The organism is Desulfocastanea catecholica (assembly GCF_054657295.1).
In genome coordinates, this window is sequence record NZ_BAAHYZ010000027.1 from 1 (window position 1) to 12,332 (window position 12,332).

A 12,332-nucleotide genomic window follows, 5' to 3' on the forward strand; every position below is an offset into this window, starting at 1 on the left:
CCTAGATGCCCTGCTGAATGGTTTTGCCAAAAAGTAATATACATTATATTTCAACATGTTACATCATTATTCGGCATCCGTCGCTATCTAAGCTCTCATTTTCTTCGTTTGTGGGTTATGACGGCATCGCTATGATTTGTCGGCGTTTTTTGGTTTTCTTCCAGGCACTAACTATAATAATTTTTTGATCTTCGGATAGTGCGTTAATTGCCTAGCACGCATTTTTGGCTCATCGTCGACTACCTGAACCTCCGCCTCCTCCGGTAATCTCGCGTTCCTCGAGCACCGTGCCGCCTGCGGGGACGATTTCCCTCCTCTCACAGACCGGCAAAAAGATGCTGAACAAACTGCCCCTGGCTATTTTACTGGTCACCGTGAGGAACCCGCCGTGCGCTCGGACAATTCCCAGAACTATGGAAAGACCTAAGCCGCGACCGACAAACTTGCTGGTGTAAAAGGGATCGAAAAGCTTGTCGATATCCGGCTCGGCAATACCGCACCCGGTATCCCGTACCGTAAGGCAGGCATAAAGGTTGTGCTCAGTTTGACCATCCAGGGGAAAGCGATAAGTTGCTGCCGGGATATCCTCAGGCTTGATGGTTTTCATGCCCAAATGGATGGTGCTCCGGTGCTGTCTGTGACCTTCCCAGGCATTGGTCACCAGGTTTTTCAGGACTAGGTGAAACTGATAGGCATTGGCATTGACGGTCGGTCCGTCGGTGGGAAAATCGACCACCATGTCGACTTCTTTCGGCATAATCGCCCGCAGTCCGGCAAGACCGGTGCGGCAGGTTGCCGCAAAATCCAGCGGTTCTCGTTGCGCGAGAGATTGGCCGAGATAGGTCAGCATCGAACTGCTTACTTCCGCTGCCCGTCGAGCCGCTTGCATGGCCAAGGTGATGTATCTGCTCGAATCCGTCTCTTTGGCAATGGTGTACTCGGCGAGTTCCAGGTTGCCCAGCACCACAGCCAACAGGTTGTTGAAGTTATGGGCAACGGCTCCGGCCATCCGGCCAAGGCTTTCCGCCTTCTCGAGTTGCCGGCATTTGGCTTCCAGCTGTTTTTTCTCTTCAGCCAGCCGCATGCCGTCATTTATGTCGGTGAACATGATCCGGCACCTCGCCTGGTCCTGCTCAGCCTCACCGACCGGAGCAGTCGCCAGGCGCGCCCAGAAAGGTGGCAGCTCCGTTGGCAACAGGCGTAATTTGCATGTTTGCGGCTCAGCCGTCTCGAAGATAGCCGCTCGATGCTGGTAGTAGATGTCCTGATCAACGGAAAGGATGAACCGAAAAAACGGTTGCCCCACCAGCGTTTCCGCTGCCACGTTCAGCATAGTAGCGGCGGTGCGGTTGGCTTCGACGATCACTCCCTTATTATTGACCGTAATATAACCCGCCGGGGCCCAGTCGTAGAGGTCTTTAAAACGGCTTTTCGACGCCTCCAGTTCCTGCTGAAGTCCTCGCAGCTCCTCGTTTTGTATTTCCAATTCAATCTGGTGCACCCGGAGATCATAGACAAGACGGCGAACGGTCTTCGGATCGAGCAGGTCCGACTGCAGTTCTTCCATCATACGGATTTTCTTTTCGGCCTGCCGGCGTTGGGGTGACTCCGAGATCGAATCAGTTCGGGCATTCGGGTTATGGCTGTAATTGGCGTTATTCATTTTTAATAACCATTTGGTTGATCATATTCTATGCCTGTCGTCAGAAGCCTGGTAAATTTCTCGGCTGTCAACGGCTGACTGAAAAGGAACCCTTGCCCCTCTTCACAGTTGAGCGCCTTGAGAAATTCGAGTTGCTCCTTATTCTCAACACCTTCAGCGACCACTCGTTTGCCCAGACTGGCACCCATGGCGATTACTGCGCCGGCGACGACGCCTTTGCCGTTAGTCGAACCAATGTCCTGCACCAATGACCGATCGATTTTCAAAACATCGATTGGAAATTGAATCAGATAACTCAGACTCGAATACCCGGTGCCGAAATCGTCCACGGCCAGCTGCACGCCCAGTTTCTTGAGCCGCTGAAGTATTTCTGAGCTTGACTCGTCATCGTACATCAACACGCTTTCGGTGATTTCCAGATGCAGGCAGCTAGGGGAAAGCCCGGTTTCCTGCAGGACTGCCTGCACTCCTTCGACAAATCCCTTGTACCGCAATTCAAGAACGGAGATGTTGATTGCCACCGATACCGGTTTCAGCCCGGCGACTTGCCAGCGTTTTGTCTGGGCGCATGCTTCCCGCAGCACCCACTGGCCGATCGGTATGATCAAACCGCTCTCTTCGGCAATGGAGATGAATCGGTCGGGCAGCATCTCACCCGAATTCGGATGATTCCAGCGCAGCAGGGCCTCCGAACCGGTTATCTCGCCGCTAGCCAGAGCAACCTTGGGCTGGTAATGCAAAACGAATTCCCGCCGCATTATCGCCCGTCGCAGATACGTTTCTATTTTTTGCCGCTCGACCGCACGGACGTTCATGGCTTTGGTGAAAAATTGATAATTGTTGCGGCCGGTTCCCTTGGCGTGATACATCGCCGTATCAGCATTCTTGATCAGCGTTTCAGCATCCGGGCCATCTTCGGGATAAATGCTGATGCCGATACTGCTAGTTACATTCAGCTCATGACCGGCGATGGAATGCGGGCTGGTCAACGCCGTGAGTACCTTCATGGCGGTAAGGGCGGCGTTTTCCCCATACTTTCCGGTCGACAGCAGGATAACAAATTCGTCGCCCCCCTGTCGGCTCACCGTATCGGATCCGCGCACGCAGGCACACAAGGTTTTGGCAACCGATTGTAAAAGTCTGTCGCCGATTGCATGTCCGAGAGAGTCGTTGATGTTCTTGAAATTGTCCAGGTCCAGGAAGAGCAGTGCCAGATGTGTGCCGTTCCGTTTCGCCATGATGATCGCCTGCTCGATACGGTCATTGAGCAAAATGCGGTTTGGCAGATTAGTCAGGAAATCGTGCTGCGCCAGATGCGACATTTTTACAGCCATGGCCTCCTCGGCCGTGACATCATGAAATACAATGACCGCGCCGGCAATTCTTCCGTCCCAATCATGAATCGGCGCTGCAGAATCTGCAATGGCGGATTCCCGCCCATCACGCCGGATCAGAATTGTCCCCGCAGTCAAAGTCATCGGCCTGTTATGCTGGAGTGCCAGTTCAATCGGATTACGTTCGGGTTGTCGGGTTGCGCCACTGACGATCCGCATCACCTCGGCGATAGGATGGCCGCGCGCCTCCTCTCTTAACCATCCGGTCATGGTTTCTGCGGCTCTGTTCAGGTAGTCGACATTGCCGGCTATATCGGTGCTGATCACCGCATCGCTGATCGAGTTGAGGGTGATGCTGGCCCGGGTTTTTTCGATAAAATAATTTTCTTCGATGGTCTTGTACTGGATCATGTCGCGCATCGACTGCGGTACAAGGTAACTGTCGAAGTGTGCCTTCGACAGGTAGCCTCGGGCACCGCGCTGCAACGCTTCGGTTGTGAGCATTTCGTCCTCCACAGAAAAAAGCATCATGATCGGTGTATGCAGCGCAACGGCATGCAGGGCATCGAATGTGTCCATGCCCTGGCTGTCGGGAAGCGACAGATCCGCCATGACTGCGTCAACACCGCCGGCCTCGAGCCGTTTGATCCCCTCGGCCAGATACCTCACTAACTGGATGGAAAAAAGGCCGGCGGTGTCGAGCGCATTCCCGAGAGTCCTGGCGTCACCGGCATCGCCGGTAATAATCAGAATTCTATACATTGTTCTTCTCTTCGCCCTCGTCATTCGGGAAACCCTCAAGATGGACCACGATGCCAGTAGCTCTTAACTCCGGCAGTTAAAATTTACCCAATAATAACAAAATGACCACGATCACCAATATCGTCCCGAGTACGCCACTTGGGGCATAGCCCCAGGATCGGCTGTGCGACCAGGTCGGGATAACGCCCACAAGCATCAGGACGAGAAGTATGAGTATAATTGTTCCAAGTGACATAATATTTCCCCTGCTCGGTTATTTTATAACCAGACTGTTTTTAACGGAGACAACTCCTTTCACCGATGATGCAAGGTTGCCCGCTTTGGCGACCGCCATTGATGAATTGACAAACCCGCTCAACTGCACAACTCCCTTATACGTCTCAACGCTGATCTGGCCGATCTTCAGGTCAGGATCGTCGTAGATAAGGGCCTTGACATTGGCGGTGATGACACTGTCATCAATGTATTCCCCGGTGCTTTCCTTGGTAGCGGTAGATGCACAGCCGGCAATCATTACCGCAAACAGCAGACATATGCATAAACGTGTCGTCCAACTTCTGTAATCTTTCATGGCCCATCTCCTTTGTTAAATTTTTCTGTTCTTACTGTGGCGATACTATTGCTTATTTTCTATCTCCTCCAGACCAGGTTCACCGGTCTCGAAGAACACTTGTGGTCGGTCAAGTTTTCTTGCCGGAAGCAAAGAGGCCGGCGAGGGCTTTGGCCGTTTCGCCGATGACCACGGCAAATGAGGCGATCTGGTCGGCGGTTGCGATGGCTTTACTCGTTTCACTGAAGCCGGTCCGCAGGTCATGGGTAATCACCGCGACATTTTCCGAGGCTATGGCGATATTGGGAATAGCCCGCCCCAGTGCTTCCTTGCTGTCTTTGAGAATTATGCCAATATCTTTCACTGCCGCATTGATATTTCTCATCGTCAGAACCGCATAGCCGCCGACCGCGACCACTATCAGAAACATGAGCAGCAGTCCTAATTGACTGTAGGTGATATATCCTTCCATGAAACTCCTTTACACTGCGGTATCAGCTCGTGTATCAGCTCTTCTTGGCATCCGCCTTTACAGCCTTAGCCGAGAGATCCAAAAGAGACTCTTCGACCGCCTCACTTTCCTTTTCTACAGCGGCGCCGACGCTCGCTCCATTCTCCTTGAGGACATGGACCAGGCGATGGCCATTGGTAGAGACATTGTCTTTAATTTTTTCCCAGGCCTCACTGCCACGCAGGGTGACATCGTCACGTGTTTCTTTACCGGACCGGGGTGCCAGAAGTATTCCTGCCACCGCTCCGACTGTACAGCCGATGGAAACACCGAGGGCGAGCATTCCGGCTTTACTGCGTCGTGCGGCATTCTCGCGCTCGCTTTTCGCATGGCGCACATGATCGATAAAATCCTTGATAATCATCTCTCTTCCTCCTGATTGTATTTAACATCTTCTTCAGCCTGAAGCCCATCGCTGTCGGCAGAGATTCTCTGTTCCTTGAGCTGTTATAACAGCAAGTCTTGTGCCTGAAATGGTGAGAAGACAATCTTCAGAGTAAATATTGTTTGTTTACAATATCTTACGATACAATATCCGATCCAGGATACCCTCCGCCGCAATAAAAAGAGTGTTGCATGCAACAGAAACGTTACATTTACTTCCGTTGCATGTTACACTCCAAAAAAAGTTGGCGAGTGTCACGGTAAGAAACAGGAAAAAATCTGGAGAGGCATACAGATGACCAATCGAATATCATCGGAGGAGCGCATGGTCGAGCTGCGCCGCCAGGCCGAAGCACGAAACAAAAAAATCGCCGCCGGCATGAGTAGCCGCTCCCCAGCTGAGCAGGATGCTTTAGTCCACGACCTCCGGGTGCATCAGATCGAACTCGAGATGCAGAACGAACAGCTCTTCAATACCCAGGAAATGCTCCATGAATCCCTGGAAAAATATGCCAACCTCTATGATTTTGCGCCAGTCGGCTACATTACCCTGGGTAGAGATGGCCTCATCCGGGAAACAAACCTCACCTTTTCCGAGCAGATTGATCGGCAAAGAGCCTACCTGATCAATACGCCCCTCGGAACTTACGTTGCAGGAGAGGATCGCACCAGATTTCAATCCCACCTCGATACGGTTTTTACCACGCATGAACGCCAGACCTGCGAGCTTCGTCTGGAGAAACAAAAAGGGTCGATTTTATATATTCAACTCGTCAGCATCGCGGTAAAAAATGGCGATGGCACCGAGTTATGCAGGACCTCGGTAACCGATATTTCGGACAGGCGAGATGTGGAAAAAGAACTCGTCAAGATCCATGAGGAACTGGAAATAAGGGTTAACGAGCGCACCGCTGAGATCCTTGCCGGCGAAAGAAAATTCAGAAAACTCTCTCAGGAATTCTATGCACTGCTCCATGCCATTACTGACTCCTTAATCCTGTTTTCTCCCGAGATGGAGGTGATGTGGACAAACAGTGAAAGTGCCATGCGCTTATGTCCGAAAGATTCCAATCCTGCCGGTCAATACTGTTATGCGCTGATTCATGAGCGGGCCACTCTTTCGCTTGACTGTCCGATATCGCAATGTTTCGCCTCGGGGCAAAGGGAAGTTGCCGTGGCAACCCACCAGGGGGCGGTGCTTGACCTGCGGGCTTTCCCGGTGAAAGAAGCCAGAACGGTAACGAGCGTGCTCCTTTTGATCAGCGATATAACTGAAAAAATGGCGCTGCAGGCGGAGGCGATGCAGGCGGGACATATGGCGTCTCTTGGTGAGTTGGCCTCCGGTGTGGCGCATGAGATCAACAACCCCATCACCGGCATTATCAACTATGGCCAGATACTGATAAATGAATGCCTTGCCGGGAGTATGGAAAAAGATATCGGGGAGCGGATTGTCAAGGAAGGGGATCGTGTCGGCCGCATCGTCAAGACGCTGCTCTCCTATGCCCGTGACGGGCGGGATGAGAAAACACCTACCACCATTCCGGCCATTCTGGAGGAATCGATTATTCTCACCCAGGCACAAATCCGCAAGGAGGGCATCGATCTGCAGATAGACCTGGCCAACGACCTGCCGGATATCAATGCCAACCTGCAGCAGATTCAGCAGTGCTTTATCAATATCATCAATAATGCGCGCTATGCCTTAAACGAGAAGTATCCGGGAAGACATGAAGAAAAACGATTGGAGATCAGCGCCCGGCAATGCTCCGTCGATGACCGCCCCTACGTCCGCATCATCTTTTGTGATCACGGGGTCGGCATTGCCGACCATCAGCTGTCCATGCTGACCAAACAGTTTTTTTCCACCAAGCCCTTCGGCAAGGGAACCGGACTTGGCTTGAATATCACCGAAAAAATAGTCAAGGATCATGGCGGACGGTTGTTTTTTGAGAGTACCGCAGGTGAATTCACCCGGGTCATTATTGAGTTTCCGGTCGACCGCAGTATGGCGGGAGGTGCACAATGAGTGCGAGAATCCTGGTTATCGACGATGAAGAGGCGATCCGGTTCACCTTCGAGAGATTTTTGCGGGCAGCCGGCCATCTCGTCACCACGGCGGGGAGCTGCCGCGAGGCTTTGGAACGGATAAGCGAAACAGCCTTTGACGTCATTTTTGCCGACATTATTCTCGAGGACGGCACCGGAATCGAGATCCTGCGCGAAATCAAGGCCAAAGGTTTGATCTGCCCGGTGATCATGGTCACCGGTGATCCCGGGGTCGAGACCGCTGCCGATTCCATTCGTCTGGGTGCCTTCGATTATATCTCCAAGCCGATCAACCAGGAGTCGTTGCTGCATATTGCCAGGACTGCTGTAAAATACAAGGCGGTTCATGAAGAAAAAGAAAAATACCGCACCAATCTCGAGGCCATCTTCCGCAGTGTCAAGGATGCCATAATCACCGTCGACAAGGATCTGACCCTGCTTGAGTTCAATGAGGCGGCCATGACCATGTGCGGGTTTACCGAGGAAGACCAGGACAAGCCTTTTGCCTCCCTGCCGCACATGGGCGATGGTAAATTCACGGAGATTCTTACCGATGCCCTGGCCGGCGGCCGACCCATCGAGGTCGACCGGATCGAATGGTTTTTCAAAAACCGCCTCCGCCGGGTGATCAGCGTCAGGACCTATCCCCTGCTCAGCCTGCAGAGCTCACCCTCGGGCGTCGTCATGGTGTTGCACGACGATACCCATGTCGCCGATCTCGAAATGGAGCTGCTGGAACATCGACAGTTTCATCGTATTATCGGCAGAAGCAAACCGATGCAGAAGGTGTACAACCTGATAAAATCCCTGGCCAATGTGCAGACGACGGTGCTCATTACCGGCGAAAGCGGGACCGGCAAAGAACTGGTGGCCGAAGCGCTGCATCTGTCCGGGGATCGCAGTCATAAGCCGCTGGTCAAGGTCAACTGCTCGGCCTTGCCGGAGAGTCTCTTGGAGAGCGAACTCTTTGGTCATGTCAAAGGGGCGTTTACCGGAGCAATCAGGGACAATATCGGGCGATTTCACCGCGCCGACGGCGGCACCATTTTCTTCGATGAGATCGGCGATGTCTCGCCCAAGGTACAGTTGAAGCTTCTGCGCGTTTTGGAAGAACGGGAGTTCGAGCGGGTCGGAAGCTCTGCGCCAACCAAGGTGGATGTGCGGCTGATAGCGGCAACGAACAGAAATCTGAGGGAAAAAGTGAGCAACGGCGAACTGCGGGAAGATCTCTACTACCGGCTGAAGGTGATCGAGATCATGCTCCCTCCGCTGCGGGATCGGCGCGAGGATATCCCGCTGCTGGTCGAACATTTCCGCAACGGCTTCAACATCAAGTTCAAAAAAGACATCGATGGTATCTCCTCGGAGGTGTTGCAGGCCTTTCTCAAATATCCCTGGCGGGGCAACATCAGGGAACTCGAGCACACCATGGAGCACGCCTTCGTGCTGTGCAATTCGAACATTATCACTTTCGATAATCTGCCCGACGACTTCATGGCTGCGCCGGAGGCCGTGCGCAATTCCGCCACTGTCGATGCGAAAGCTGATACGCAAGGGATTCTCGAAGCTCTGGAAAAAACCTCCTGGAATAAAGCCAAGGCCGCCCGGTTACTGGGGATTGACCGCGTCACCCTGTATCGAAAAATCAAACGGTACAATATAACTGAAGATTCTTCGCAAAATTAAAGTGTGACATGTTGCAGCAAACAGTAGAACTCTGCTGTTGCATGCAACATTATAAAACCATGGGCTTTTCCCTCTTCCAGTGCGGGCGCAGCAGGCAAGCTTTTGTTTTTGTGTATGAAAAGACAAAAGAGTCATTATCTTGACAACAGGCATACATATTGCTTGTTAAAACATCAGTAATGTGCCGGTAAATGAACCTCCCCCGACAATTCCCTTTGAGGGGATAAGGAAGAAAAAATTTCTATGTACCCATTCAGTCGCCCCCCCTCATGCAAGAGAGAAACCTGTTGCCAGGAGCCTAAAAAATGAAGGCGAATATACTTATCCTCGATGATGAAGAATCGATCAGATTCAGCTTTCATCGGTTTCTCACCGCCGAAGGACACCATGTGACCACGGCGGCAAGTTATAGTGAAGCTCTGGAAAAAATGGATGAGGGGAAATTTGACCTGATACTTGCCGATATCATTCTCGGCGATGGCTTCGGTATAAATATCCTGCGGGAGGTTGTGCACAGGATTCTCAAAACCCGGGTGATCATCATGACTGCCTACCCCAGCACGGAAACAGTGCAACTCAGTTCTCGCCTGCATGCCGCCGATTACCTCATCAAACCCCTGCGTCAGAAAGGGCTGCTCGATGCGGTACAAAGGACTCTGGACCTGATGGAAAGCAGTATGGATGGAAATTTCGACCCCCGTCAGCGGAGACCCTCATGACAGCAAAGAAGAAAAAACCAGCGCCGACAGCGGCAAAACCAGCTGAAGTCGAGACACTTGAAGGCCCTTTGCCGGTGGAAAGCACCGCCACCTCATTCCCCATTGTCGGCATCGGTGCTTCAGCCGGAGGCCTTGCCGCCTTCGAGGCTTTTTTCTCCGGGATGCCTGCCGAAGGTGATCCCGGCATGGCCTTCGTCCTCGTGCAACACCTCGCTCCGGACCATAAAAGCATCCTTTCCGATCTGGTTAAACGCTACACCCGCATGCAGGTATTCGAAGTCACCGACGGCATGGTCGTGCAGCCGAACTGCACCTACATCATTCCGCCCAACTACGACATGGCCTTTCTGAAAGGTTCCCTGCAGCTGTTGGAACACGTCGTGTCCCGCGGGTCGCGGATGACCATCGATTTCTTTTTCCGTTCCCTGGCCCAGGACCAGCACGAGCGGGCCATCTGTATTGTTCTTTCCGGAACCGGCAGCGACGGCTCCCTCGGCGTACGCGCGGTTAAAGGCGAAGGCGGCATGGTCATGGCCCAGAATCCCGAATCCACTGAATTTTCAGGAATGCCGAGCAGCGCCATCGCCACCGGCCTGGTTGATTATATCCTGCCGCCGGCCGAGATGCCGGCCCGGCTCATCGCCTATGCGGCCCATGCCTTCGGCAACAAAATCCGCCGGACAAGTCCGCCGAGCGCCAGTGCCGAGGACATCCTCAACAAGGTCTGCATCCTGCTGCGGGATGCAACCGGCCACGATTTCTCCCAGTATAAACACAACACGCTCAGCCGTCGGATCCGACGGCGCATGGCCGTGCACCAGATTGGCCGGGCGGAGGATTATCTCCGCCATTTGCGGCAGTCCCCGACCGAAGCCCAGGCCCTGTTTTGTGATCTGCTGATCGGGGTCACCAATTTTTTCCGCGATCCGGAGGCCTTCGCCGTCCTCGAATCCCAGGTTATCCCGCAGCTCTTCGTCGGCAAACCTGCCGGGGCACCGGTCCGGGTGTGGGTCTGCGGCTGTGCTTCAGGCGAGGAGGCCTATTCCCTCGCGATCTTGCTCCAGGAGCATCTGGAAACCTTGAAACAAACCTTCAAGGTCCAGGTCTTCGCCACCGATATCGATCCGCGGGCCATCGAACAGGCCCGGTCAGGGGTTTATCCGGCCAGCATCGCCGCAGACATCACCCCGGAAAGGTTGTCACGGTTTTTTTCGCTGGACACGGAGAACGGCGTCTATCGCATCCAGAAAATTATTCGCGACCTGCTGGTCTTTTCCGAACAGGACGTGATCAAAGATCCGCCTTTCTCCAAGATTGACCTGATCAGCTGCCGCAACCTGCTTATCTACCTCAACCGAGACCTGCAGAAAAAGCTAATCCCGCTTTTCCATTACGCCCTGAATCCAAACGGCAGGCTCTTTCTCGGCACCTCCGAGTCGATAGGTGAGTTCGGCTCACTGTTCGCCGCACTTGACCGCAAGCAGAAAATTTATCGGCGGCAGACCGATATACCCGGCTCGGTTTCCCCAAACCTGGGCCATTTTGTCCCGCCACTGGCAACACCAATCGTTCGTGACCGCCTGGCTCGGGTGGAACCGGGAGTCGTTTCCCGCACCAATCTGCGGGAAATTACCGAACATAGCCTGGTCGCCCATTACGCTCAGGTCGGAGTGCTTGTCAACAACCGCGGCGAGATCCTGCATATCTACGGCCGAACCGGCAGATATCTTGAACCGGCCAGCGGCGACGCCGGCATGAACATCCTCACCATGGCCCGTGAAGGGCTCCGTCCTACCCTGACCGCCGCTTTTTACCGGGTCATTACCCAGCTGCAGCCGGTGAGCCATCCGGGGCTGCAGGTGAAGACCAACGGCGATTTCAGCACCGTCAATCTTTATCTGCGTCCGGCAACGGACCAGGATGGATCAATCCTGCCGGGGTTAATTCTCGTGGTCATCGAGGAGTGTCCGGTCCAGCTTGCCCCCCCGGCCGCCACTGACAAGGACCCAGGTGGTCCGAACACCGGGGAGAGAGCACGTATCACCGCCCTCGAACAGGAACTCAGGACCAAGGAAGAATACCTGCAGAGCACCCTGGAAGAAATGGAAACCGCCAATGAAGAGCTCAAATCGACCAATGAGGAAATGCAGTCGGTGAACGAGGAACTGCAATCGACCAACGAAGAACTGGAAACCTCGAAGGAAGAACTGCAATCGGTCAACGAAGAGCTGGCGACAGTCAACGCCGAACTGCAAAACAAGGTGGCCGACCTGTCGCGGGTCAACAACGACATGAACAACCTCCTTGCCGGCACTGGGGTGGCTACTCTTTTTGTCGATCACCAGCTGCACATTGTCCGCTTCACCCCAGGCACCACCGAGCTTATCAACCTGATCCACAGCGATATCGGCCGACCCGTCGGCCACATCGTCTCCAATCTGGTTGGCGATGATCATCTGGTGAAGGATATCCAGGCGGTGCTGCGCGATCTAGTCCCCCGGCACGCCGAAGTACAGACCCATGATGGAACGTGGTTCCAGATGCACATCCGGCCCTACCGAACCCTGGAGAACGTCATTGAAGGAGCGGTGATCACCTTCATCGACATCACCGACATCTGCGGTGAAAAGGCCCACTGATTTCTCCGTGTGATAATGGCCGGCTTTTTGCGTTT

At 53.6% G+C, this 12,332-nt stretch carries 10 protein-coding genes; 4 read left to right on the top strand and 6 right to left on the bottom strand.

The annotated features are described in order from the left end of the window. Positions 1-229: 229 nt before the first annotated feature. From ACYQ8U_RS18930 to ACYQ8U_RS18955, 6 genes are all read right to left on the bottom strand, one after another. Entirely contained in the window at positions 230-1,663 is a 1,434-nt protein-coding gene (locus tag ACYQ8U_RS18930; RefSeq protein WP_459947128.1) for a two-component system sensor histidine kinase NtrB, read from the bottom strand. Between the two features lie 2 nt (positions 1,664-1,665). Further along, on the bottom strand, positions 1,666-3,759 hold the full coding sequence (locus ACYQ8U_RS18935) for a putative bifunctional diguanylate cyclase/phosphodiesterase (protein ID WP_459947129.1): 2,094 nt from the start codon (positions 3,757-3,759) through the stop codon (positions 1,666-1,668). A 76-nt stretch (positions 3,760-3,835) separates the two neighbouring features. Then, the gene (locus ACYQ8U_RS18940; RefSeq protein WP_459947130.1) at positions 3,836-3,994 is read right to left on the bottom strand and encodes a DUF3309 family protein; all 159 of its coding nucleotides are present in this window, start codon (positions 3,992-3,994) and stop codon (positions 3,836-3,838) included. Positions 3,995-4,012: 18 nt separating this feature from the next. Continuing rightward, complete coding sequence (locus tag ACYQ8U_RS18945) at positions 4,013-4,330, bottom strand: BON domain-containing protein (protein ID WP_459947131.1); 318 nt, start codon at positions 4,328-4,330, stop codon at positions 4,013-4,015. 109 nt (positions 4,331-4,439) lie between these two features. Continuing rightward, complete coding sequence (locus ACYQ8U_RS18950; RefSeq protein WP_459947132.1) at positions 4,440-4,781, bottom strand: hypothetical protein; 342 nt, start codon at positions 4,779-4,781, stop codon at positions 4,440-4,442. Positions 4,782-4,815: 34 nt separating this feature from the next. Beyond that, positions 4,816-5,184 (bottom strand): YtxH domain-containing protein, encoded by a 369-nt coding sequence (locus ACYQ8U_RS18955; RefSeq protein WP_459947133.1) that lies wholly within the window; start codon positions 5,182-5,184, stop codon positions 4,816-4,818. 315 nt (positions 5,185-5,499) lie between these two features. On the opposite strand from ACYQ8U_RS18955, the gene ACYQ8U_RS18960 reads away from it, so the two are divergent. From ACYQ8U_RS18960 to ACYQ8U_RS18975, 4 genes are all read left to right on the top strand, one after another. Further along, positions 5,500-7,233, top strand: coding sequence for a PAS domain-containing sensor histidine kinase (locus tag ACYQ8U_RS18960; RefSeq protein ID WP_459947134.1), 1,734 nt, complete (start codon positions 5,500-5,502; stop codon positions 7,231-7,233). Next, positions 7,230-8,939 carry a sigma-54 dependent transcriptional regulator gene (locus ACYQ8U_RS18965; protein WP_459947135.1) on the top strand — a complete coding sequence of 570 codons (1,710 nt, stop codon included), beginning with the start codon at positions 7,230-7,232 and terminating at the stop codon, positions 8,937-8,939. Before ACYQ8U_RS18960 ends, ACYQ8U_RS18965 begins: the two co-directional genes overlap by 4 nt. A gap of 305 nt (positions 8,940-9,244) precedes the next feature. Continuing rightward, entirely contained in the window at positions 9,245-9,658 is a 414-nt protein-coding gene (locus ACYQ8U_RS18970) for a response regulator (RefSeq protein ID WP_459947136.1), read from the top strand. Continuing rightward, positions 9,655-12,297 carry a chemotaxis protein CheB gene (locus tag ACYQ8U_RS18975; protein ID WP_459947137.1) on the top strand — a complete coding sequence of 881 codons (2,643 nt, stop codon included), beginning with the start codon at positions 9,655-9,657 and terminating at the stop codon, positions 12,295-12,297. Before ACYQ8U_RS18970 ends, ACYQ8U_RS18975 begins: the two co-directional genes overlap by 4 nt. The last annotated feature ends 35 nt before the right edge of the window (positions 12,298-12,332 follow it).

Coding starts and splice junctions, on each gene's coding strand:
- ACYQ8U_RS18930 (WP_459947128.1), bottom strand. CDS start 1,663: ATGAATAACGCCAATTACAGCCATAACCCGAATGCCCGAACTGATTCG.
- ACYQ8U_RS18935 (WP_459947129.1), bottom strand. CDS start 3,759: ATGTATAGAATTCTGATTATTACCGGCGATGCCGGTGACGCCAGGACT.
- ACYQ8U_RS18940 (WP_459947130.1), bottom strand. CDS start 3,994: ATGTCACTTGGAACAATTATACTCATACTTCTCGTCCTGATGCTTGTG.
- ACYQ8U_RS18945 (WP_459947131.1), bottom strand. CDS start 4,330: ATGAAAGATTACAGAAGTTGGACGACACGTTTATGCATATGTCTGCTG.
- ACYQ8U_RS18950 (WP_459947132.1), bottom strand. CDS start 4,781: ATGGAAGGATATATCACCTACAGTCAATTAGGACTGCTGCTCATGTTT.
- ACYQ8U_RS18955 (WP_459947133.1), bottom strand. CDS start 5,184: ATGATTATCAAGGATTTTATCGATCATGTGCGCCATGCGAAAAGCGAG.
- ACYQ8U_RS18960 (WP_459947134.1), top strand. CDS start 5,500: ATGACCAATCGAATATCATCGGAGGAGCGCATGGTCGAGCTGCGCCGC.
- ACYQ8U_RS18965 (WP_459947135.1), top strand. CDS start 7,230: ATGAGTGCGAGAATCCTGGTTATCGACGATGAAGAGGCGATCCGGTTC.
- ACYQ8U_RS18970 (WP_459947136.1), top strand. CDS start 9,245: ATGAAGGCGAATATACTTATCCTCGATGATGAAGAATCGATCAGATTC.
- ACYQ8U_RS18975 (WP_459947137.1), top strand. CDS start 9,655: ATGACAGCAAAGAAGAAAAAACCAGCGCCGACAGCGGCAAAACCAGCT.